23 protein-coding genes are annotated in these 23054 nt (G+C 54.1%); 14 read left to right on the plus strand and 9 right to left on the minus strand.

What is annotated here, in order from left to right:
* Positions 1-6: 6 nt before the first annotated feature.
* The 9 genes from ACR0IM_RS08220 to lpdA all read left to right on the plus strand — a co-directional run bounded on the left by ACR0IM_RS08220 (position 7) and on the right by lpdA (position 7809).
* The gene (locus ACR0IM_RS08220) at positions 7-240 is read left to right on the plus strand and encodes a biotin/lipoyl-containing protein (protein WP_480595463.1); all 234 of its coding nucleotides are present in this window, start codon (positions 7-9) and stop codon (positions 238-240) included.
* Positions 237-917 carry a 2-oxo acid dehydrogenase subunit E2 gene (locus ACR0IM_RS08225; protein ID WP_480643102.1) on the plus strand — a complete coding sequence of 227 codons (681 nt, stop codon included), beginning with the start codon at positions 237-239 and terminating at the stop codon, positions 915-917. The genes ACR0IM_RS08220 and ACR0IM_RS08225 overlap by 4 nt, the downstream gene beginning before the upstream one ends.
* On the plus strand, positions 914-1624 hold the full coding sequence (locus ACR0IM_RS08230) for a lipoyl protein ligase domain-containing protein (RefSeq protein ID WP_480681465.1): 711 nt from the start codon (positions 914-916) through the stop codon (positions 1622-1624). The genes ACR0IM_RS08225 and ACR0IM_RS08230 overlap by 4 nt, the downstream gene beginning before the upstream one ends.
* A gap of 52 nt (positions 1625-1676) precedes the next feature.
* A complete protein-coding gene (locus ACR0IM_RS08235) occupies positions 1677-2039 on the plus strand; it encodes a putative quinol monooxygenase (RefSeq protein ID WP_480595459.1) in 363 nt (120 codons plus the stop codon).
* 97 nt (positions 2040-2136) lie between these two features.
* Complete coding sequence (locus ACR0IM_RS08240; RefSeq protein WP_480681466.1) at positions 2137-2730, plus strand: hypothetical protein; 594 nt, start codon at positions 2137-2139, stop codon at positions 2728-2730.
* Positions 2731-2749: 19 nt separating this feature from the next.
* The gene (locus tag ACR0IM_RS08245; protein WP_480681467.1) at positions 2750-4330 is read left to right on the plus strand and encodes a GMC family oxidoreductase; all 1581 of its coding nucleotides are present in this window, start codon (positions 2750-2752) and stop codon (positions 4328-4330) included.
* A 123-nt stretch (positions 4331-4453) separates the two neighbouring features.
* Entirely contained in the window at positions 4454-5047 is a 594-nt protein-coding gene (locus ACR0IM_RS08250) for a VOC family protein (RefSeq protein ID WP_480595456.1), read from the plus strand.
* Positions 5048-5182: 135 nt separating this feature from the next.
* Positions 5183-6391 (plus strand): HupE/UreJ family protein, encoded by a 1209-nt coding sequence (locus tag ACR0IM_RS08255; protein WP_480681468.1) that lies wholly within the window; start codon positions 5183-5185, stop codon positions 6389-6391.
* A 23-nt stretch (positions 6392-6414) separates the two neighbouring features.
* On the plus strand, positions 6415-7809 hold the full coding sequence (gene lpdA / locus ACR0IM_RS08260) for a dihydrolipoyl dehydrogenase (RefSeq protein WP_480681470.1): 1395 nt from the start codon (positions 6415-6417) through the stop codon (positions 7807-7809).
* Positions 7810-7860: 51 nt separating this feature from the next.
* Here the strand turns inward: lpdA and ACR0IM_RS08265 are convergent, their stop codons facing one another.
* The 3 genes from ACR0IM_RS08265 to ACR0IM_RS08275 form a co-directional block, all read right to left on the minus strand.
* Positions 7861-9744 carry a sigma-54-dependent Fis family transcriptional regulator gene (locus tag ACR0IM_RS08265; protein WP_480681471.1) on the minus strand — a complete coding sequence of 628 codons (1884 nt, stop codon included), beginning with the start codon at positions 9742-9744 and terminating at the stop codon, positions 7861-7863.
* A 91-nt stretch (positions 9745-9835) separates the two neighbouring features.
* Positions 9836-10624 (minus strand): SDR family NAD(P)-dependent oxidoreductase, encoded by a 789-nt coding sequence (locus tag ACR0IM_RS08270; protein ID WP_480681472.1) that lies wholly within the window; start codon positions 10622-10624, stop codon positions 9836-9838.
* A gap of 139 nt (positions 10625-10763) precedes the next feature.
* Positions 10764-11543, minus strand: a complete 780-nt coding sequence (locus ACR0IM_RS08275; protein WP_480681474.1) for a CmcJ/NvfI family oxidoreductase — start codon at positions 11541-11543, stop codon at positions 10764-10766.
* 158 nt (positions 11544-11701) lie between these two features.
* On the opposite strand from ACR0IM_RS08275, the gene ACR0IM_RS08280 reads away from it, so the two are divergent.
* Both ACR0IM_RS08280 and ACR0IM_RS08285 read left to right on the plus strand, forming a co-directional pair.
* Positions 11702-12610 (plus strand): LysR family transcriptional regulator, encoded by a 909-nt coding sequence (locus ACR0IM_RS08280; RefSeq protein ID WP_480595447.1) that lies wholly within the window; start codon positions 11702-11704, stop codon positions 12608-12610.
* 206 nt (positions 12611-12816) lie between these two features.
* Positions 12817-14703, plus strand: a complete 1887-nt coding sequence (locus ACR0IM_RS08285; RefSeq protein ID WP_480681475.1) for an NAD-dependent malic enzyme — start codon at positions 12817-12819, stop codon at positions 14701-14703.
* A gap of 111 nt (positions 14704-14814) precedes the next feature.
* Here the strand turns inward: ACR0IM_RS08285 and ACR0IM_RS08290 are convergent, their stop codons facing one another.
* Complete coding sequence (locus ACR0IM_RS08290; RefSeq protein WP_480643086.1) at positions 14815-16056, minus strand: YbfB/YjiJ family MFS transporter; 1242 nt, start codon at positions 16054-16056, stop codon at positions 14815-14817.
* 371 nt (positions 16057-16427) lie between these two features.
* Positions 16428-17987 carry a class I adenylate-forming enzyme family protein gene (locus tag ACR0IM_RS08295; protein WP_480681476.1) on the minus strand — a complete coding sequence of 520 codons (1560 nt, stop codon included), beginning with the start codon at positions 17985-17987 and terminating at the stop codon, positions 16428-16430.
* A 337-nt stretch (positions 17988-18324) separates the two neighbouring features.
* On the opposite strand from ACR0IM_RS08295, the gene ACR0IM_RS08300 reads away from it, so the two are divergent.
* Entirely contained in the window at positions 18325-18576 is a 252-nt protein-coding gene (locus tag ACR0IM_RS08300) for a WGR domain-containing protein (RefSeq protein ID WP_480656776.1), read from the plus strand.
* A gap of 26 nt (positions 18577-18602) precedes the next feature.
* Here the strand turns inward: ACR0IM_RS08300 and ACR0IM_RS08305 are convergent, their stop codons facing one another.
* The 3 genes from ACR0IM_RS08305 to ACR0IM_RS08315 all read right to left on the minus strand — a co-directional run bounded on the left by ACR0IM_RS08305 (position 18603) and on the right by ACR0IM_RS08315 (position 20156).
* Positions 18603-19295 (minus strand): glutathione S-transferase, encoded by a 693-nt coding sequence (locus ACR0IM_RS08305; RefSeq protein WP_480681809.1) that lies wholly within the window; start codon positions 19293-19295, stop codon positions 18603-18605.
* A gap of 50 nt (positions 19296-19345) precedes the next feature.
* Positions 19346-19774 carry an HAD hydrolase-like protein gene (locus ACR0IM_RS08310; RefSeq protein WP_480681477.1) on the minus strand — a complete coding sequence of 143 codons (429 nt, stop codon included), beginning with the start codon at positions 19772-19774 and terminating at the stop codon, positions 19346-19348.
* A 184-nt stretch (positions 19775-19958) separates the two neighbouring features.
* A complete protein-coding gene (locus ACR0IM_RS08315) occupies positions 19959-20156 on the minus strand; it encodes a hypothetical protein (RefSeq protein WP_480595441.1) in 198 nt (65 codons plus the stop codon).
* 523 nt (positions 20157-20679) lie between these two features.
* Between ACR0IM_RS08315 and ACR0IM_RS08320 the strand changes: the two genes are divergently transcribed.
* Positions 20680-20883: a hypothetical protein gene (locus tag ACR0IM_RS08320; protein ID WP_480681478.1), complete on the plus strand. Its 204-nt coding sequence runs from the start codon at positions 20680-20682 to the stop codon at positions 20881-20883.
* Between the two features lie 201 nt (positions 20884-21084).
* Here ACR0IM_RS08320 and ACR0IM_RS08325 read toward each other — a convergent pair whose 3' ends face one another.
* Positions 21085-22197 (minus strand): hypothetical protein, encoded by a 1113-nt coding sequence (locus tag ACR0IM_RS08325; protein WP_480643080.1) that lies wholly within the window; start codon positions 22195-22197, stop codon positions 21085-21087.
* 198 nt (positions 22198-22395) lie between these two features.
* Between ACR0IM_RS08325 and ACR0IM_RS08330 the strand changes: the two genes are divergently transcribed.
* Positions 22396-23025, plus strand: coding sequence for a PepSY domain-containing protein (locus ACR0IM_RS08330; RefSeq protein WP_480643079.1), 630 nt, complete (start codon positions 22396-22398; stop codon positions 23023-23025).
* Positions 23026-23054 lie beyond the last annotated feature (29 nt).

The following is a 23054-nucleotide window of genomic DNA, read 5'->3' on the forward strand; positions in this document are numbered from 1 at the left end:
GCCTAAATGGCAACTGATATCACTATCCCTTCGGATCTATGGGAAGAGGACGAGGAAACTGTCATCACAAGTTGGCTGGTCGATAATGGATCGACCGTCGAAGAAGGTGCCCTGATTGCCGAAATTATGACGGCCAAGGTTCAGTATGAAATCCTTGCCCCGGCATCCGGGACCGTAAGCATCAAAGAAGAGGCCGATGCTGTCGTCGCCAAAGGCGCCGTGATCGGATCGATAGAATGAGCGGCGAAGTGAAAACTGTCCCTCTCAAGGGTGTGCGCGGGATGATCGCTGATGCGATGGTGAAAAGCCTGCAGACAGCCGCCCAGCTGACGCATCAGGGCAGCGCCGACGCGACCGCTCTTTTGGCGGAAAAGACCCGATTGGCCGAGGCAGGAACGAAGGCTTCGGTCGAGGATCTTCTGATGTCAGCGGTTATCCGCGCTTTGAAAAAGAACCCGGACGCCAATGGCAGAGTAGAGGGAAAAGACGTCAAGCTTTCCAGCGCAGTTGATCTGTCGGTTGCGATTGCCTTGCCGGGCAATTTGTTGGTCGCACCAGCGATCTTTGGTGCGGGTGAGATGGATGTTTCTGAACTGAGGGCGGCACGACAAGACCTTGCCGTTCGGGCGAAGACCAACAAGCTCAGCGTTACAGAAATGACTGGCGGCACATTCACTGTCAGCAATCTTGGATTGACCAGGGTCGAGCACTTCACACCCATCATCAATGCCCCGCAAATCTGCATTCTGGGTATAGGGCGCCTTACTGACAGGGCGGTTCGAAGTGAAGATGGCGGTATCGAATTGCGTCCGCATGTAGGTCTGTCGTTAACTTTCGATCATCGCGCCCTCGACGGGGCCCCGGCGGGCGACCTTCTGACTTCGATCTGCGAAGAAATCGAAGGAATGGGCAAATGACCAGCCTTCTACGGCAGTTTTCAAGCCCGGCCGAGGGGTTGGCTTTTGAAGTCGAGCTTTTTGCCGCTCGGGAGTCTGCCGTGGGTCTATGGACCTGCCAGAACGATGCGCTGGTCTGTCCGGCCTCATTTCGCAACATCCCCGGTTTCAACAATGCCTTATCGCATTCGCTGACACGTGGTTGGCCCGTCTTCACTCGTCCAACCGGAGGGGGCGCTGTTCCGCAAGGGTCGGGGATCGTCAATTTGGCAATCGCTTTCACCGCACCGCGCGGTTTTGCGATCAATGATGGCTATAGGTTGATTACCGGCATCATTCGAGACGGGCTAGGTTCCACGGGGGTAAGGCTGGCCACAGGTCCCACGCCTGCAAGCTTCTGCGACGGCGATTGGAATCTTTCCCTTGGCGGCAAGAAGGTCGTGGGTACAGCGCAGCGCTGGAAGCCGCTTGGTGAAACCAGCATCCGAGTTTTGGCGCATGCTTTGATCCTGGCCACGGGCTCAGTTGAACCCGGCGCTCGAGCAGTGGGCGCCTTTAATGCCGACCTGGGGTTTGGCGCAGTCTCTTCTGCGGCTCACACAAGTCTCGAGCTTGCTACCGACAAGCCCGTTCGCCCCCCCAATACCATCGTTCAGGACCTGCACGCAGCTTCGGTGTCAGCGCTTCGGTCCATTCACAGCAAAGCGCATGCCTTTGTTGCGGCATGAGCAAAAACATGAGCCGCCAGCGGAAGGCGGTTTGCAAAAAAGGGAGGAAACAATGTCCAACGAAACGATCCACGTTCACCTGAAAGTTGGTGTGCCCTCAAAGAACGCCAGCAGTTTCGAAGACCTCATGGCCGAGCTCGTTGCGAGAACCCAAAACGAGCCGGGTACGCTGGTTTACGAATGGTATCGAACTGACGACGGTAACACCTGGCATATCATCGAAAGATATGCGGATGCCGCGAATGGCGATCTGCATGTGAAAGGGTTTGCCGAGAATTATGCAGGCCGGTTCTTCGAGTTGATCGACGGGTGCGAAGCCATCGTGTCGAATAATGCGACGCCATACATTCGCGGTATCCTGGAGGGCATCACGCCTCTCTACGTTTCTCAGAAAGGCGGGTTTCACCGCTTCTGATCCGCGCAGGATCAACTCGATGGAACCTCATCCAAACATCGTCAGGCCTCTTAGCAGGTCCGAAAGGGCGGGCTCAAAATCCAATATGGAGGAGAATATGGATTTCGAAACCAAGAATCCTGAAACACCAAAGGCGCAAAAAGATCGGCTTAATCGCCGAAGCTTTCTGGTCAAATCAATCTTGGCCGGGGCAAGTGCAACGGCGATTGTGGGGGCCGCGGGGAACGCCTTTGCCGCAACGCTGAACGAAGATCAGGCCATCACATTGCTGCAGATTGTTCAAGATATCTTCCCTCACCCGGATTTTCTACCGCTGAGCGTCTATCAGGATGTATTGACGGGTGTTCTGACCGAGGCGGATTCTTCGGAAGAAACCGCGAAACTTCTGTCTGACGGGTTGCAGGATCTCAATGCGCGATCTGCTGATCTCCATGGCGTGGCCTATGCAGATGTGGATGCCTACGTAAAACGCGAAGCGCTTCTGCGTATCATCCAGGACAGCGATTTTTTCCAGAAACTCCGATGGGCCACCTGGAGCGGTATCTACATCAATCCCGAAGCATGGCCGCAATTCGGCTATGAGGGCTCCTCCTGGGAACAAGGCGGCTATATCGGCCGTGGTTTCAGCGATGCGACCTGGATTCCGCCCGGCCCGACGCTTGAAGAGCGTTTGAAGGCTGTCGGCAGGTAAGAAAGCAGGAGGAAGCATAATGGCTACCCAATTTGACTTGGACGACGACAGCGTTGTCGTCATCATTGGTTCGGGTGCTGGCGGCGGAACGCTAGCCAATGAACTTGCGCAAAAAGGTATCTCTTCGGTTGTTCTGGAGGCCGGCGGCGTTTTCGGATTTGACGACATCGAAAACGATGAATGGGGCATGTTCCTCAAGCTGACCGATTTCGACAAACGATATTCGGGCGGCGGCTGGCACGGGGCTCAAAACCACCCGACATTGCCGAACTGGCTGGTTAAGGGTCTTGGCGGCTCGACGGTTCATTGGGCGGGTGTTTCGCTGCGCTTTTATGAGCACGAGTTCAAAATGCGCACCGTGAACGGCGATATTCAGAACGCCAATGTAGAAGACTGGCCAATCACATTGGAAGAGCTGGAGCCGTACTACGACCGCGCCGAAATCAAGATGGGCGTGACAGGCAAGGCGACCGGCATGCCGCATCTTCCCTGGAACAACGACTTCCGTGTTCTTGCCGAAGGGGCACGCCGTGTTGGCTATACGAAAATCCAGTCCGGACCGATGGCGATCAACTCAGAGGACTATGATGGTCGACCCGCTTGTCAACAAATCGGGTTCTGTATGCAGGGCTGCAAGATCGGTGCGAAATGGTCGACGGACATCACGGAAATTCCGGCCGCCGAGGAAACGGGCAAATGTGAAGTTCGCACCAATTGTATGGTGTTGAAGATCGAGCACGACGACGCCGGCAAAGCCACAGGTGTGGTTTATGCCGATAAAGACGGCAACCACCATGTTCAAAAGGCCCGTATCGTCGCGGTCGCCGGCAACTCGATTGAGACCCCGCGCCTGCTTTTGAACTCGGCATCGTCGATGTTCCCGGACGGGTTGGCCAACTCTTCCGGCCAGGTCGGCAAGAACTACATGGTCCACGTCAATGGTGGCGTCTACAGCGAAATGCCGGAACGTGTGCATATCCACCGTGGGACCCAGGTGGCCGGTATCGTTGCCGACGAAGTCCCCAACAATCCCGATCGTGGTTTCATTGGAGGGTACCACCTCGAGAAACTGACTCTTGGTCTTCCGGTTATGTCGCTCTTTCTGAAACGCGGGAACGGAGCCTGGGGCAAGGATCTGGCTGAAGCACTGGAGAAATATGACTATCTGTCCGGTGTGTACATTGTGGGTGAAGATCTGGCGCAAGAGCAGAACCGTATCACGCTGCATGACACTGAAAAAGATCAGCATGGTCTTCCGGTGCCTATCGTAAACCGCACGCCACATAACAACGACGAACGTATGCTGAAGCATGCTTATGGAGTGATGGATAAAATCCATGATGCCGTCGGCGCGAAGGTGACACACCATTTGGCCAAATACCCGGCAAGCCACAACATGGGCACAGCACGGATGCATGAGGACCCAGACAAGGGTGTCGTGAACAAATGGGGTCAGACCCACGATGTTCCGAACCTGTTCATATCTGACGGCAGTGTGTTCACCTCATCCGGCGCGGCCAACCCCACATTGACCATCGTCGCACTGGTCATTCGCCAGGCAGAGTACATCGCGCAAGAGATGAACGCTCAAAATATCTGACGCCACACGCGCCTCTCCCCGGTGCGGTCAGGCCATTGGGCCTGGCTGCATTGGGGGCAGTCGGTCTTGCGCAATAGCGGGGTTTGCTCGCCCTGAAACAGCATCAATCCATAGGAGGAGAATATGTTCAAGAAACTCAGTAAAATCGCCTGCGCCTCAACACTGGCACTTGGCCTGCCGCCAGTCGCGCTTGCCGAACTTCCAGGCATGCGCGGAACTCAACACATCGGGATCACCGTTCCGGACGTGGACGATGCCGTTGAATTCCTCGTCGATGTCCTTGGATGCGAGTCCTTTTTTTCCTTCGGTCCGTTTGGTCCGTTCGAAGATGACTGGATGACAGAAAACCTGAACGTCAATCCGCGCGCGGTCATCGATGTCATCACAATGGTACGCTGCGGCAACGGCCCAGCCTACGAAGTGTTCCAATACACCTCGCCGGATCAGAATCCCAACCCGCCAAAGAACAGCGACATCGGCGGCTATCACCTGGCGTTTTATGTCGACGACATGCAGGCTGCTGTACAGCACTTGCGTGACAACGGTGTGCGTGTACTTGCGGAACCCCACGACCTGCCCGGCATACCGTTGGAAGGCGAACAATGGGTGTACTTCATGTCGCCTTGGGGTGCGCAAATGGAACTCGTCAGTTTCCCCGACGATATAGCCTTCCACAAGGACCAGACAGCTCAGCGCTTCTGGGATCCGCGCGATTGACTTTCTGACCGACAATCCAAGGGTTCCGTTGCTTTACGTATCGGAGCCCCATTTTGAAGGCGATCAGCCATGGACAACCCCGTACGCACAGCGCGAAGCTATCTCGCAGCCTGGACACTCAGCTCCGTGGTCGCTTTGCTGACGCTGTTTGGTCTGCCGCAGGGCGCGAATGCGCATTTCAGCTATTCCGATCCGCGAATTATTCATATTGCTGGAGACGGCAGGGACCAGGTAATCGTGCTCATTCGGATGCCCGCTCCGTTGGCTCTGCTTCCGAACGACTGGCAAGGACAGAACGACACACGATTGCCTCCGTTTGGTGTCAGAAAAGGCGCTGATATCTATCTGGACACAGATGCGGTTGAGCGCGGCAAGTCAGAGCTCGAAGAAATACTCAGCCGGTCGTTGTCCATCTGGACTGATGGCCGTGAATCAGCGGTTCAGATTGAACAATTCCGGTTCTGGACAGATACCGCGCGGCCGTCATTTGGAACTCTCAAATCTGCAAAAGCAGCCTTTGAAGAGGCGGTTGAAATGGATCAGACTACTCTTCCGTATCTTGATCTCACCTTGGACGTCGCGATTTCTGTACCAGCAGGATCTCTCAACCAGGACCTGCGTCTTGTTTCAGAGCTTGGGGAAAACTTTCAGGTTATCGACAAGTTTGGCACCGTCGTAAAATTGCACCGCAATGATGGGACTGAAACCCAAGCAATGATCGGTGTTCTGGACACCTCATTCCCAGCAATATCAAACAAGTGGATCGTTATGCGTGATGCAGCCTTGATCGGCGCAGAACACATTTACTTTGGGCTTGATCATCTGGCCATTATCATCCTGATCGCCATCGCTGCACAAAGCTGGCGTCAAGCACTTGGGCTGGCTTCGGCCTTCACCATTGGACATATGATCACTCTTGCGGCTGGCCTCTATGGAATCGCGCCCGCAACAGTCTGGTTCATACCACTGGTGGAGTTTAGCATTGCGCTCTCGATTGTTGTCGCTGGCGCATTTATTTGCTTTCAGATCCGGCATCCGCTGGGTTGGTTGGCGCTGTTCGTCATTGGACTGGTCCATGGCTACGGGTTTGCCGCCTCTGCCTCTCAGGCGATGTTCGCGGGTCAGTTTGATTTCCTCGACCTGTTAGCATTCGCCTTTGGGTTGGAGGCCTGTCAATTCGCGATCTATGCCATGATCCTACCGGTCATCCTTCTGGCAGATCGCCTGTTCCCAATGGTGCACGACACGTGGCGCAGAGGTGTTGCTCTGCTCATCGCGGTGTTTGCCGCGTCGGCTACGTTCACTCGCTTTACCGAAACAGCAGATGCTTTTGGCCTGGTTTAGGCCGTTCATCACGGAGATCCAAAATGACTGATACCAAATTCGATATGGTCGTAATCGGAGCAGGACCAGGTGGTTATGTTGCTGCAATCCGTGCAGCCCAACTGGGGTTGGATGTCGTTTGTATCGAGCGTGAACACCTTGGTGGTATTTGTCTGAACTGGGGATGCATTCCCACAAAGGCACTTCTCCGCTCAAGCGAAGTGTTTCAGCTGGCGCAGAATGCAAAAGACTTCGGTTTGAAGATTGAAGACCCACAACACGATCTCGAAGCAATTGTCGCGCGGTCGCGGAGAGTTGCCAAACAACTTTCAAGTGGCGTTGGCTATTTGTTCAAGAAGAACAAGGTTCCGTTTATTATGGGTGAAGCGCGCCTGACCGGGAATGGCGAAGTTATTGTGAAATCCAGCGATGGAGAGCAGAAACTGCAATCGGACAATATCGTTCTGGCAACGGGCGCACGCGCAAGGGACCTTCCTGGGCTTGAAGCTGATGGGAAGCGCGTTTGGTCTTACAAACATGCTCTGCAGCCGCCGCATGAACCGAACAAGCTGCTGGTCATCGGTTCAGGCGCGATCGGTATCGAATTTGCCAGTTTTTACAACGCGATCGGAGCAGAAACGACCGTCGTAGAAGTAATGGAGCGTATTTTGCCTGCTGAAGACGCCGAGATTTCGACCTATGCCAGGAAGAGCTTCAGCAAACAGGGCATGGAATTCTTCGAGGGTTCGAAAGTTACGCAGCTTGAACGTCTCAGCGACCGAGTTGTCGCTCATATCGAAAAGGACGGCGAGGTCACGGTTCAGGAGTTTGACGCCGTGATTTCTGCTGTTGGCATCACTGGTAACGTTGAGAACCTTGGTCTCGAAGAGTTGGGTGTTGAGATCGATCGAAATCACATCGTCACAGACGAGTATTGCCGCACCAACATACCCGGGCTCTACGCTATTGGAGATGTCGCAGGGGCGCCCTGGCTTGCTCACAAGGCAAGTCACGAGGGTGTTATGGTCGCGGAACTCATCGCTGGACTTGAAGGTCACCCTGTAAAACCGGAGAGTATTGCAGGTTGTACGTATTGCCACCCTCAGATCGCGAGTGTTGGTATGACCGAAGCGCAAGCAATCGAAGCCGGTTTTGACATAAAAGTCGGGCGGTTTCCTTATCAGGGCAATGGCAAAGCTATTGCCTTGGGCGACGCGCAGGGGATGGTTAAAACCGTGTTTGATGCCAAGACCGAGCGACTTCTTGGCGCGCATATGGTCGGGGCCGAAGTGACAGAACTTATCCAAGGGTACGTTGTCGGGCAAAAGCTCAATGCAACAGGGTCAGATTTGATGGAAACTGTATTTCCGCACCCAACGCTTAGCGAAATGATGCATGAAAGCGCGCTCGACGCTTTCGGTAAAGTCATCCACAAATAGTTTCGCTCGACCGTTTGTCGGCAACATTATTTGTTGCCGACTATGCTCATGCTAACGGGGTCGCGCGATGCCATATTGTTTCATCTTTCGATGAATGGTTGCGCGACCCATGCCTATTTTACGCGCTGCTCTTGAGACGTTCCATCGAGCACCAATCAGCGCATCCTGAATGAGTGTCTGCTCATCATAGGTCGAATTTGACTGGTCGCAATAACTCTGTCTTGTCTCTATGACCCTGTGTGTTTCGGACACTGGTATAGTGCGTTCCAGCAAGTCCAGTCGTGAGATACGCCGACCGTCCCCTTCCATAAGCGCTTGCTGCAGGGCGTTTCTTAGCTCTCGGACATTGCCCGGCCAATCAGAACGGGAAATCGCACTTTTTGCTTCTTCTGTTATTTGAACTGCCTCTCCTGCCAGCTGTCGAGCAATCTCGCCAGCCAAGGCATCAACCCGTTCACGCTGTCGAAGAGGAGGAAGTTGAACAATCGTATTTGCCAGCAGGAAATAGAGATCATCACGGAATAACCCATCCTGGACGGCAGCGCGAAGCGGCTGACGGCATGTCGCGAAAATTCTGGGAGTCAGCTCTGAAATCTGCTCTTCAAGCAGGAACCCATCAGCTTCAAATTCACCCATCAGCACCCTGAGGCGAGCCTGCGCAAATTCTGGCAGCTCGTCGACGTTCTCAAAGACAAGTACGATATGTTCTTGGTCTGCAGCTCCAATTGAACCCGCAATACGCGTTTGTTCAAGCAACGTCTGGAAAAAAAGCTTGTCCTGCTCAGTTTCTCCCAGCGATGCGCAATCCACTGTCGTTACCCGGGTCGAATTGGACTTGTCGGCTTCAAGGATCGAAGCAATGAGGGCAGTTTTTCCGGTTCCGGATTCTCCTTCGATCAGGAACGGCAATCCCTTTCTGTAATATGCCAACGCCCTCGTACAAAGCGCTGCCATTCGATCGCTTCCAATTGAAAGCTGGCGCAACGAAGTGGCCATTCGGATGCGTTTCGGTCCTTGCGAAGCTATAGCCTTAGGGTTTCTCCATGAAACTGGAGAAATGCGCTTATCTCTCTTGGTCCGCGCCGAGAAATTTAGAACTGGCCCGTGCTTGGACCGAACACTCAATACTCTTTCGGGGACGGTTTCCATAGCCTTTGAATCAGTACCGAACACCAACTCAAAAGCCTTCCCTTTCAACGTCGCGGGCGTCTTGTCACCTACGAGGCGATGCGCTCCAGCAGTGGTGCCCAAGATGATGCCAGCTTCGTTCAAGGCAACAAGTTCATCCCGCTTCAGCAAGTCGCGCCCATCAGCTGAGGAAACAGAAATGATCAAATCATCTGCAAACTGCTTTTCGAATAGTATGCGCTGGATTCTGTCTGCTGCGGTGCCCAAAAGCTGAGACGCGAAGAGGTAATCTGATGAGTTATTGCGATCCAGCATAGCCAAGCTGATTGCACCGAGTGTGTGGTTTTCTGCGTCAAATAGAGGGGCAGCTGTGCAAGCGAATGGACGCAATGAAGAAAAGTAGTGGTTTCCTCCGTTAACAGTGAAGGCATCTCTCTCAGATAACGCCATGCTAACACCATTAGTTCCTGCAATGCGCTCATCCCAACAGGAGCCGACGGCGATGCCGTTTTCTTCAAAAACGGACCGGCCCTGGTCGGCGCCTTCCAGACGAACCGAAACTCCGTCGGTATCCGTGACAACAAGGCAATGACCAGCATTGGCAGCTATTTGAGCGAGTTGGCTGATTATCCCTTGGCGACCGCCGGAACGTTCTACCAATTCCTCTAACCGCGGAGCCACTTCAGATGATTGCAGGCGAAGGATAGGACGAGCTGCATCCCGAACAAGCTTGTATTTAAGCTCACAGCGCTCCCAAGACTCACTGATGGCATTCCCAAAGTGCAAGGAATTATCGGTTTTCACCATACGTCCTCCCCGTTCCACCAGCTTACAGCATTGAGCGCCAATTCAGCAAATAAAGGTCAATACTCTCGCAGTTTCCCACCCGCGCGAGAGCTTAATGCATGGCGGCGGCAACCTCGCGGATAGTTTTCATCACAGATTTTCTATGATCTTCATCCAATGCCGCTGCATGCGGTCGCGCCAACTGACCTGAATCGTTGTCGAAGTATTTGCCGGAAGCATCGGCAAACTCAGAATCCAGTGCGGCACGGCACAGGATGTCCGCGCCTATCCTCATATCATTTCCTGCGACGCCAAATCCCTCTTTCACCATCTTGGAAGCAAGCAGCGAGCCGGGGTTCACCGCGATGACAGACGGACCATTTGGTAGCGCTCTTGCCAGTTCCTGAGACCAGATGGTGATCGCCAGTTTGCTTTGGGCATAGGCCCCAAAGTCGTCCAGCGAACCATAACCAGCCATCGCCTTTGCATCGACCGGAGCTTGTGCCGCAGACGACAGGTTAACTATGCGGCCATCCTGCGGGATGATCGGCAGCAGTCGTTGCGTCAACACCCATGGCGCGAACGTATTGACCACAAAGCGAACGTCGAAGCCATCCGGCGTTCGCGTATTGGCTGTCTTGTAGACACCAGCATTGTTGATCAGGACATCTATGCGGTCGTGTCGGTCAAGAATCTCTGCCGATAACGCTTCGACATCACTTAGCTTTGAAAAGTCGGCGACAAAGCATTCAGTCTGTCCACCGACTTCCGTGGCCGCCACCTCAAGCTTAGCTCGGTTTCGGCCATGTAGCAGAATTCTATGTCCCAGTGCCGAGAGGGTTTTGGCAGTCAAAAGACCGAGGCCGTCGGTTGATCCGGTGATGAGAATTGTCTTGGACATGGTTCATTCCTTTGCTCACAAGTCAGGCTTCGGATGGTTGAGGACGGACTGCCCTTTGAAGTTAGTATTCATCTGACCTTTAATGGCCGAGCGAGTTTTAAGCTCGCATTAGGTGTTTGCCTGGCTTTTCGCTAACTTTTCAGAAGCGAACAACTGTTCTGCTCTCAAGGCTCTTTCGAATAGAATGGACACTTGGATCCTCAACCAAATCGACTGCACTGTGACCCACTGAAGGCAATCCTTGGTTGTCGTAGATATTGAACAGGACAATCTCATCCGGGATCATGCGTGATTGATAAACCCATTCATGTGCGTCACTCGCCGCCAGTCCCATGATGAGGCCACGCCGGTCTGGGTAAATCAGGTCAATCAGAATCCAATCTTCATTTGTGACGCTGGATGGGCGAACAAAACCAAGCGGTGCGCTATTGATCGGGTTTTCGACAGGGCGCCAGATATTGATGAAGGCATAATGCCCCGTGACCCATTCTGCAGCTTTGTCTGACCCGAGAATGTCTACCAGCCGCTTTTCCGCCCCTTCAGTGCTGTAGTCGCTATGAACATTCCGGGCAGGTTTGCGATCAGAGTCAGGGTCATCGACTCTTAATGTGTGGTCGAAAACAACGACCTCTTTGGCACCCAAATGCTGGGAAAGCACCTCGGTTAATTCGCGGTCATAAAGCTGTTGCCAATCGTTTCCATCTTCAAACGAAGTTACATTGCTAGGTGATGTGACAAACAAGACACCGTCTGTTTCGAAAGAAATTGTATCCTCGGACCCCCGAAGGTCTCGGAGTGGAATTTCCGTCGCAACAAGTTCTGGTGAGATCAGATTTCCCGCGACACCTCCGGCATCGATATGAAACGCCTGCCTCGACGTACTGTGGACGTGGTAATTGACGGTTGCAGTACCCGGCATAGTTTCCTCCTTATTTGCTTCAATTTCGGACCTCGATTTCGGAATCGAATTGCGTTCGCATCTCGCTCCGCTTTTGGCTTGCTTTAAAGATACGCATTGAAGAATGAATAAAAATAAGCCATCCAAAGATTGATAATTCGGATTTTGGATATAATGTGATGGATACAGAAAGCCTTCGCCTGTTTGTTCTTGCAGCTGAGAAACTCAACATTAGCGCAGCGGGGCGCGAACTCGGTTTTGCACCGGCTGTAGCAAGCGCCCGGCTTGCCAAGCTTGAACACACATTGCGTGCTGACTTGTTGCACCGTTCGACCCGAAAAGTTTCGTTATCATTGGAAGGCGCTGAATTTCTGCCCTACGCCCGGGAAATTCTGGCGCAGGAGAGTGCTGGCCGCGCCGCCTTGGGTCAGGGACAAACTCAGCCCACAGGAACACTGCGCTTTACCGCGCCCAGCACTTTTGCCCAGCTCTACATCGCGCCAATCCTGCCAGAATTCGTCCTGCAATACCCTGGGGTTAATCTCGACCTTCGTCTGTCCGACAGCCAATTCAACCTGATTGAGGGCAGCTATGATTTGGCCATTCGGAACTCAGCGCTCGAAGATACAAGCCTCAAAGGCCGCAAGCTCGCTGACGACAGTCGCGTACTCTGTGCCTCTCCTCGATATTTGGCCGAGCGTGGGACACCGACAGTGCCATCCGATCTGATGGACCATGACTTGATCGCATTCAGAGATCAGGAGCCGCGTCCTCTCACCAGTTCAGACGGTTCATCCGGAGAATTTGATCCCCGCGCGGCCCGCTGTCAGCTAACCTTTGACGATGGCCACAGCCAGAAAATCGCCACGGTTGCCGGAGCAGGTATTTCTATGAATTCGCTCTGGAGCGTCCACCGTGAACTGTCAGAAGGCAGTCTTGTTCAGGTCTTGCCAGATTATCGGGTGACCGACGCATCTGTGTTGTGGCTTGTCTATCCGAAAGCAAACGTCTTGTCCGCTAAGGTTCGTGTTTTCATGGATTTCCTGTTGGAACAGATTGGAAGGATGCCAAGTTGGGAAACGTCCTGAGTTTAGGCTTAATGTAGAAGTCCCTATTGATTGTCATGCTTTCGAAGATCATCAGAAAGTCTTCAACCTCGATTCCGAAGGAAGTTCTGAGAAACTGTTGCTTCTACATCTTTCGAACCGAAAGCCCCCAGAATGGCCGTGAAACAGATGTGGCGATGAAAAGAACACGACGAGTTCTTTGTGTGTATCTTGAGTTGGATTGACCCTTGGTTTTTGCCACGCGGCGAATGGCAACATCGGCGGGCGACGCCGCAGCATCTTTTGCATTAGGTCAATGGCAGCTTTGGGCCGAACACTTGAGCCAACCGTCGCGCAAGCATGCCTATCCAATACGGAAGGAAGCGTTCACGTGGCAAGCTCGTTGCATTTGTTCCCGTATAATGCTGACCTTGCCGAACAGATGCGTGCAACCTGTGTGCGCCGATCCGAAAGGACAGCCTATGGTCGATCCCGGTCCGGTAAATCTACAATACTTAACCAACCCGCTTTTGAACAAAGGTACTGCATTTTCTTTGGCGGAACGAGAAGAGCTTGGATTGTTGGGCCTTCTTCCACCGCACATCGAAACACTCGAAACCCAGGTAGACCGCGTCTATGCCGCCTTTAAACGTGAGGAGACATCGCTGGACAAGCATGTCTATCTGCGCGGTCTTCAGGATGACAACGAAGTTCTGTTTTACGCTCTTTTGGTGCGGCATCTGTCCGAGATGATGCCGATAATTTACACACCTGTTGTAGGTGACGCCTGCAAGCGTTTCAGTGAAATCTACGATCACCCACGCGGATTGATCATTTCGTACTCTGAGCGTGACCGGATTGATGGCATATTAGACAACGCCATTCTGCCATCCGTCGAAGCTATAGTCGTCACCGATGGAGAACGAATTTTGGGTTTGGGCGATCAAGGCGCGGGCGGCATGGGAATTCCGATTGGTAAACTCTCGCTTTATACTGCTGCTGGCGGAATTAGCCCGTCTGTGACACTCCCGGTGGTTTTGGATGCAGGCACCAACAATCAGGAGCGGTTGGAAGATCCCCTTTATATCGGCTGGCGGAATGAGCGCGTCAGTGGGGATGACTATTTCGATTTTGTCGATCTCTTCGTACAGGCTGTAAAGCGCAAATGGCCGGATGTGTTGCTGCAGTTCGAGGACTTTGCACAACAACATGCCGCACCATTGCTTGCGCGGTATCGAGATCAACTCTGTACATTCAATGATGATATTCAGGGCACGGCGGCGGTAACGGCAGGCACTTTGCTGGCTGCCTCAGATGTCACTGGCATTCAGCTAAAGGACGCCACTATTGCGTTTCTCGGCGCGGGTTCTGCAGGAGTGGGCATCGCTGAGCAACTGGTCCAACTCATGGTCCGTCAAGGATTACCCGAGACCGAAGCCCGCGAGCGCATATTCATGGTGGACCGGAACGGGCTGCTAACCGATGCGATGACAGGCCTTCTGCCGTTCCAAAAACAAATTGTCCAACCTCTTGCTAAAGTGGGGAGCTGGTCCGACGGTGAAATTTCACTTCTGGACGTGATAAATCGGGCCAAACCCAACATTTTGGTTGGTGTCAGTGGTCAGGCGGGCTTGTTTTCAGAGGAGATCATTCGTGCAATGGCAGCCCAGACTGATCATCCTGTCGTGTTGCCCCTTTCGAACCCGACATCGCGAATTGAAGCTGTGCCTGCGGATATTATCCACTGGTCAGATGGCCGTGCAATGGTCGCCACCGGCAGCCCGTTTGATCCCGTTGTCTGCAACGGTAAGACGCACCATGTCGCGCAGTGCAACAACTCGTACATTTTCCCAGGTATGGGGCTGGGTGTGCTGGCGGTGGGCGCGCGCCGCGTAACTGACGGGATGTTCATGGCCGCCGCCGAGGCTCTGGCCACATTATCGCCCGCAAAGTCCGATCGCACCGCCAGCTTGTTGCCGGACGTGGGGAACATTCGTCAGGTCAGCAAAGCAATCGCCTTTGCCGTTGGTCGACAGGCGCAGTTGGATGGGGTTGCGCCCGAAACCACAGAGGATGACTTGAAGGCGGCGATAGATGCGAAGTTCTGGATCCCGCACTATGGGGAGATTGCGTGAAGCCGAACCGCGTTGGAGTGGCCGGGGGGCTTCTGTTTGTTCATTCAGAATCCAATGAGGCTTTTGTTGGGAATGAAACGCAGCATCTGCGCGTGGTCCAGATTGCGACGGCTAAGCCGCCTCACGGCTGAGCGGCTTTTGCATCGCAGCACAAAGGGCACCTACCAGCAGGATCGCAGAGGCTACGATCAAACTGTCCCCTATTTCTCCGGTTATGTCCCCAATGACGCCGGCCCCGATCGGCCCCAGTGCCTGCGAGATTGCAAACATCACGGTAAAGAAGCTTATGGTTGCACCCCAATCCGGTTGTCCAACATTCTTGCGGACAAAGCTGGTTACAGCAGTAGGCGGCATAAACACTGACAGTCCGAACACTAGTGCCGACAAAATCAATCCATATCCGGTTGGAACCAGGATCGGCAGGGCTGAACCTAATGCGACTCCGCTTAGGATCAGCGCCAAAGGTACTCCGGATGAAAAGCGAGCCAGCACCCCGCGCCATACAAATGGAGACCCCATGATACTGAACCCAAGAACCATCCACGTTGCGGTGGTCAACAGGACACTGGATTGCTGCTCCTTCATCCAGACAGAGATAAAAGTGACGTAGACAATGTAACCCAGTCCAAACAACGCATACCCGCCGAGTTCACCCAGCATTCTGCGCACCGGTGGGATGGAAGGTAGTGCGGCGTCGTGTTCGGTTTCGTTCAATCTGGTTGCAGCCCAAATCGAGAGTGGGCAAATGACCAGGGCTGCCAACCCTACCCCGATCCATGCCCAGTCCCAATACTGTGGCCCGAATGCGTCCAACATACCGGGAAGGATTGCGCCACACAACGCGATACCCAATCCACCGCCACCGCCAAAATATAAGGCGATAGCCAATGCATTCCTTCGGGCGCTGTTCTGGAACAGCGATGCTGCCAGGACGCCGCCTGATACAAAAGAAAGAGCACCAAACAATCCCACCAATGTTCGGCAAGCAGTTTGAAACACGAGGTTCTCATCAAACCCGGTCGCCAAAAGACATAGTGCGGTCGCTAAAGTGCCGCTTGCAAACAACCGCGAAGGCGAAATATGCCGGATTAACAGAAGTGTTAGAATCGAACCTACTATGTAGCCAATCGAATTGGCCGTATTTAGCCAACCAGACTGAGTGAGACTCCAGCCAAGGCTACTTTTCATTGATGGCAGAATAAGGCCGTATGCAAAGCGACCAAAGGCGTTGGAAATGCTGACCCCGAGCGCGAGGCCCAGCAATATGAGCCATGGGTTGGTAGGTTTTCCCGCGGACATGGGTACCCTTTCCAGTTGAATGAACACCGTGCCCCAATGTGCTTTGTCGTGCAATCCTAGCCGATCCGCCCAGGCCCTTTGCTGTTCAAATCGGACAATCTGAGATTGAAATATGTTGTGGTGCAACTTCCGACCAATCTGTCCACGCGTCGTGGTTCCAATTGACTGGCACCTGTGCCAACACGGAAGGCGGCGCAAAAACGCTCCACACTTCGGGTCTGTGACAAAGAGCAGTTTTGAACGCTCTCAACGCTCACGCGAGCGGAGATCAGGGAGATACTGCATCGCACTCCAGATCGGCAAAGAGCCCGCAAGGAACGTACACAGTCGGACAGAATGGGCGACTCCCTCTGCTTGCCGCCTGTGGCCATCGCTTGAATCCCCATGGCAAGCCGTCCGACTCCTTGAGCCAACCGCCAAGCGCGTCACAGCACATGCGCAGCACCACTTTCTTCCGCCGCCAAGCGCTTCAACGCCATTCGGTCAAGCTTGCCGCCCATGGTCAACGGCAGAGCTTCCACTACCCGAACCACGTCCGGCGCCTTGTATCCAATCTGTTCTCTCGCAAAGTCGATAATCTCACCTGAGCGCACCAGCTTGGCGCCTTCGGTCAGGCTCACAAACCCCCAGACGTCTTCCCCGTGCATTTCGTCTCGCACTCCAACCACAACTGCTGCGGCAACGGCTGGATGTGCTGTCAACGCATCCTCCACTTCAGTCGGGCTGATATTCGATCCGTCATGTACGATGATCTGCTTTCGTCGCCCCCGGAACCAGAAATAACCGTCTTCGTCCCGCCGCATCAAATCGCCGGTGTCGAGCCAGCCATCCCGAAAAGCCGCCGCAGTAGCTTCCGGATTCTCCCAATACTCCGTCATCATGGTCGGGCTCTTTACCCAATGCCGCCCGTCTATACCCACGGGCACTTCCTCATCAGCTTCGTCGCGAAGCGCCGAGACATAGCCCGGATTATTCAACCCAACTGCACCGAGCTTTTCAGCGCCCCCGTGGGTGTTGGAATGCGACGTCCCCATTTCGGTCATCCCGTAAAACGCCCCAATCGGTACACCGGCTAATGCGCCGAACGCGTCGGCCAGCTTCTGAGAGGGCTTGTCTCCACCGGCCATCATCGTTTGTAGTGAGCGAAAGTCTTCGCGCTTCGCCCCGTGTCCTGTGAGTAGCGCCGCCAAAGGCGCAGGTAGGATCTGTGCCACCGTCGGCCGCGTCTGCCGCAAGAGCGCCAAGAGCTCGTCGGGTGTGAACCGCTGTGCAACATTCGTTGTAGCACCGGCCCAAAGCCCTGCAAACGTCAGTCGCAATCCTGCGGTATGCGAAATCCACGAGGCTGGTAGCACTACGTCCTCGGGACCTAGGCCCAGCCCTTGTGCATTGCTCGCTACCATATATCCCATACTGGCTTGGCTATGTGTCACGCCTTTGGGTTTTCCGGTGGTCCCAGAGGTAAAAAATATGAACGCTGGAACCTCGGCTCCAACTGTCGGCAGCGTCCCTTCGCCTTCTCCTGCCAGCAAATCCTCGAAGGCGAGCGCTCCGGTCAATTTGCCGCCATAGGAAATCACTCCAACAGGCAATTGCGCTACGCCAGGAACTACGGCCACATCCTCGGCCCGTTCGGCATGGGCGAATAGCGCCACCGGTTTCGCCAATCTTAATGCATAGTCAATTTCCGCGGCCGTGTAACGATAGTTGAGCGGCATCGCCACGAGACCCGCCCGCATACAAGCCAGGTAATGGATCACAAGTGCTGCCCGGTTCGGCATGATCGACGCCACTCTGTCTCCCGGGTTTAAGCCCAGGCTCAGATACCTCAGCGCAAGCCGTGTACAGGCGGTATCCAACTCGCGCCAGTTGAATTTCTCGTCCAATGCGTAAAGTGCAGTCGCCTCGGGATCCGCTGACAATCCCTGTCGAAACAGGTCCGTCAAATTCGCTGGTGCGGTCAGCGGTGGTCCGGATACCGGCATGTCCTTCTCCCAAAAATCCAAGCCGTTCTAAAGTCTACACCACGTCGCCTAGGCTAATAAGCCCCAGCCAATCGGCCCGATCCACCGGCACCATAGTGTGTCCTGATCATTTTAATGATTGGTCGCGCAATGAACGCAATCATAAACCTAGCGCCTGATCAAATAGTCTTACCGACACCGGTAGTTATTGGTGACCGACGGAAATGCGTGTTGAGCGAAAATTATCTCATCGGCAGGTAGAGTTGGTATTAGACTCCGGCAAAGCTCAGAATCCTTGCCTGCTAACCGATCTCCTAGGGTCACTAGACCGAAAGGCTGAATCAAAATACAAAAAGGTATGCATCTGACAGAAGCCACACCTGTCCATCTGATTCATGTGGACCCGGACGTCAACATGGCCCGGTTCTATGGAATAGAGTTGCAGCCGACGCTATTCGGAGAAGTTTCCGTTCTTCGCAGCTGGGGTCGTATTGGAACGAATGGGCAAGCCATGATGGTGACCTACAACGACGAAGGTCAGGCCGCTGAAGCGCTCCGTAAACTCGAAAAGCAGAAACGTCGTCGAGGATACGTTTCAGTGAGTGAGTAATTCCAGGCAACTCTGGGAAAAGTGGATTAGAAACTTCTGGAAGATAGTGGTTGTTGGCAAGGGACCGGCTCGCCATGTTGAACAGGGCCGCTAAACCAAAGTGGTGCGTCGCCTTCTACCCATGGCGAGTACTTGTTCATTACGTGCGAGAAAGCTTCGCTTATTAAGAAGCGATCCAGCCATGCGATCAAATTCGGCCATTCCTGTGCGTCAAACCACTGCCTGTCTATATGAGCGAACTGGCGGACAAAGGGCAGGAGTGCCAGATCCGCGAGGGTTGGGCGATTTCCGAACAGCCAAGTCCGCCCGGTCAACTGTTTGTCGAGGTTGATCAAGTAGCTTGCAGCTTCCTTTCGCTCTGCTGCATGGTCGATTTCCGGAAAGCGTGTGGCGTACTTAGTGTGATCCAATGCAGCCTTGAACGGGCCATCATTTTCCTTGATCAGATCCCACCCTTCCTGTGGCATGTCCAAAAGCCGCTGCGGGTCATTTTGTTCAAGAGCCCAGATCATGATATCCAAGCTTTCGTCAAAAACCTTATCCGGAAGGCGAAGTGCAGGAACGGTACCGGTTGCAGAGGTCTGCAAGAAGGCTTGCGGCTTGTCCCTTAGAAGAATTTCACGCAGCTCAACTTTGACACCCGAACTTGCCAACGCGAGGCGGGCCCTCATTGCATAAGGGCAGCGGCGAAAGGTCCATAAGATTGGGTGATGAGGCATAAGAGGATTTACCTGCAATCTGCCAGCTCGGTCAAACCCTTCCTCGACTGTCAGGTTGAAGCTTCCGCTTTCATGCCACCAGGTCCGACCAAGCGTTCCACCGTTTCGCAAATATCGGCCACCGTGGCCGTCGGTTTCGGTATAAACCGGGTCTCGTCGCCAATACGGAGTTTTCCTTTGCGCACCTGATACGCTTCTGCCAGTCCCGCAGCCAAGGCCCCAGCAATATCGCTTTCAGCATCGTCGTCGATCATAGCTGCCTGCGCAGGAGAGAATCCGGTAGTGGCAATCGCGGCTCTGAAGAACCCGGGATCTGGATTGCCCGGCAACTGAGCCCGGATGCAGGTAGCGTGTTCAAACGCTAAAACATAGCAGCCAGCATCAAGGTTCAGTTGCCCATCCTGATCCATAAAAATGCGGTTGTTAGCGAGGGCGACCAAGAGCGCTCCCTTCTGCAGCAATTGGTGTAAACTGTTCATATCTCCGCAGGAATATTCTTGAGCGGCATCGCCAACAATAACGGCGGGCCGCGCGAGCCGTTCGCCATTCCGGACCGGACCTACGTTCGCGCAGCAGCGGTGGTTCGGATTAGCCCATTCTTCCGATCTTTGCGGGACGGCCGAATGGCGGCAACTCGAGCTGGTCAACCTTGAGAGACGACACTTAGTTCAGAATGTCGGCTATTGCCCCTATCAGGTTCAGCACTTCGTGCGTCTCCCGGTTTACTTCGTAAACGTAGTCTCCGGCGCGCACATAGTATCCGTTTCGCCTCAGACCATATCGGACGGGGTTGTTGATACGCGCATATCCATCATAGATGTAGTCCCCAACCCGGTATCGTTTGACTTGGCCGGGTGGCACGCATGGGACTGCTTTCTTAGCCAAGCCGGGCGGGCACTGTCCGGTTTTGGATTTTGCGAGAACAGGCTGCAGTGTTGTATGCGCTGCGGCACTTTGTTTGGGCCCAAGAGGCTGCGAGACGAAACTGGCACTCGCAACCGATGCGGCTTGAATAGCGAATAACGTTGCCACAATTCCCAAGGTTGATTTCATCTCTGGTGCCTCGCTTAGCTTTGTGTCTTGATAATGCTTCTCGTCGGGAATTGACCAATCCCTGGGCAGAGACCTGCCTGCCGCTGACCAATTCTCTTGCGGCGCAGTGGATCACTCGGCACGGTGCTCTCAATAATCGACCTGCCAATCCGCCAAAGTTGATGGGTGCAAAACAAGAGGTGTTCGGCCAAAACCCTTTGTTTTTATTTCGTGAACAACATTAACCGAACGTGAACAGTGTATTCTCAATGTGTTCAACCATGCTGGGGCATAGTGGCCTGGTTATATTGAACGGAACGCAAGTTGTTTGGTTGACAACAAGGGGATTAGCATGATCAAGCCTACCTTTGTGACTGAAGACCGCAGCACGAACGCTGCGAAGCAGACCTCTGGCAAAAGTACCGAAGAGCGTCAGGCAACCAAGATGAATTCGAGCATTGGTCGCTTCCCTCCTATCGAAAATGCACTAACACAAATCATAAAAAACAAGCGGCTATCCGAGGCTCACCAAAACGTCAGTAGGCTTATCAGTTGACCCCCCCGGAACAATTCTCGATATTCGTCCTAAACATCGGAATTGTAACCTGAATCCCGTCCCAAACCTGGGGCGGGATTTCGTTTTGTCCAACATCGCGATCAGCGGATACCAATGCCGACACTTAAACACCCATGATGCCTCTGGCCCGACCGGGCGTCCGTAGGTGTGAAAGACCAAGAGCGGTCTAAACCCTTTCGGCTACAGTCCCAGAAGCGATTTGACCTGTTCTTCAACAGCGTCGGTGACAGGTTTGTTGGCCGCTGCTTCCAAGGCTTCACGCTCGGCCAAGTCTTGCTCTTCAACAAGTTCCGTCAGTTCCTCCACCTCTTCGACAGTTTCACTATAGTCGATGGTGGCCTGTCTCTCGTCGTTCAGATCCTGAGCTTCTTCGATCGAGTCGTCCAAAGCGGCTTGGGCCTCTTCAAGTTGCGCTTCGATCTCTGGATCTGTGCCGCCGGCGTCTTCCAGCGCCTGCTCGAGATCCTCAACGCGCTTCTGGTTTTCATGGACTTCGTTCAGGGCAACCTCCAGGTCTTCCTCGATCTCAGAAACGGTCCGTTCCGGTGGCTCCAGTCCGGTGAGTTCTTCCAACTGTTCCGCAAGTTCCTCGCGCAGCGGCTCGCCTGCCAACACGGTATCGCGATAATTTGCAATTCGACCGACGCGCGAATTGGGGGCTGCGTTTGCCAGTGCAGTCTCGCTGGCGTTGGCCGCGTTCAAGGCGCCCAGTTCAGACGGGTGAGCACCTAGCAGCGCAGCCATAGTGTTGCCTTTGGTCCGGACGGCGGGACGAATGGACTCCTCCAAAATCACGGTTTTCGACGGCTTGTGGTAGGTCCTCTGCTTTTGCCTGACACCATTCGTGGTCGCGCCTTTCTTGGAGGTGGCAACGGTTCTCGATTTACCTTTACCGCCGAAGATGTCCTTCAAGGAAAAACGGCCACCCTTACCCGAAGCAGAGCGTGAGGACTTGGACTTCGATTTGCCGGCATTTCGGTCACCACGGCTCTTGTCAGAACCGTTCTTTCCGCCTTTGTTGCCAACAGCGCTATGGTCGCCACGATCTCCTTTGGCAGAATTCCCTTTGCCGCCGCCGTTACCCTTTCCGCCGCCGTTGCCGTTGCTATCACCATTTCCGTTGTCGCCACCCTTGCCGTTTCCGCCACCGTTACCTTTTCCGCCGCCATTGCCATTGCCTTCCTTTGCAAAGGCAACGTCCGGCGCGGCGACGGTGGCTACGAAGGCTGTTGATCCCAGCAAGGCAATCGCGATTGTTGAGGCTTTTAGCAGTCCGCAGTTGGTGGTTTTCATATCAATCTCCCCAAGCCACACAGCAACACCCATCAGCACATTGATTTTGGTCGCTATGGTCGGCAGTTGGATTCGGGCTCGAATCATTGAAGGTCGTCACCATTTAGTCCTAGGTCGCTTGAACGCAGGGCTAACTGCCTGTTCATCATCGGTTCATGTCCGGCCATATAGTTTTGATCAAAGGTGTGTGAGGGTACTATGCAGACCAAAGCGCTTTTGCTGGTTGCAGCTTTGCTGACTGCCTTGTCCGGAGGGCAAGCGGCCGCAGGCGCACGTGAACTCAAACAGTCTGAACTGCGCAAGGCGACGCTGTCGGGCAGCGCGATCCGGTTGAAGCGCGTCATCAAAGGCGTGGAAAAGGCATTCGGTGGAACCCCTGTCGACGCCCGTGCATTCAAAACGGACACGGTCTACTACCGTATTCTGGTTAAAAAGCAGGGTGGTAAGATCATAAGCGTGATCGTGAATGCCGAAACCGGAACAGTGGTTCCGAACCGTTCAAGTGTCGGGCGCGAGATTTCCGAGGCCGCACGCTCCACTACAGCCAATTCCAACAGCAATAACGGTCAGAACGCCTCTGCTACCCGTGGGAACAGCGCAAGCGGAAGCAATGCAGGCGGCAACGGAAACGGCAATGGCGGTGGTAACGGCAACGGTGGTGGAAATGGCGGCGGTAACGGTGGTGGAAATGGCGGCGGTAACGGTGGTGGAAACGGCGGCGGCAATGGTGGCGGAAACGGCGGCGGAAACGGCGGCGGCAATGGTGGCGGAAACGGCGGCGGTAACGGCGGCGGTAACAGTGGTGGAAACGGTGGCGGCAAAAAATAGAGTGAAGCTGATGCCGGTTTGATTGTAGT

Source organism: Ruegeria sp. BF6 (assembly GCF_056538665.1).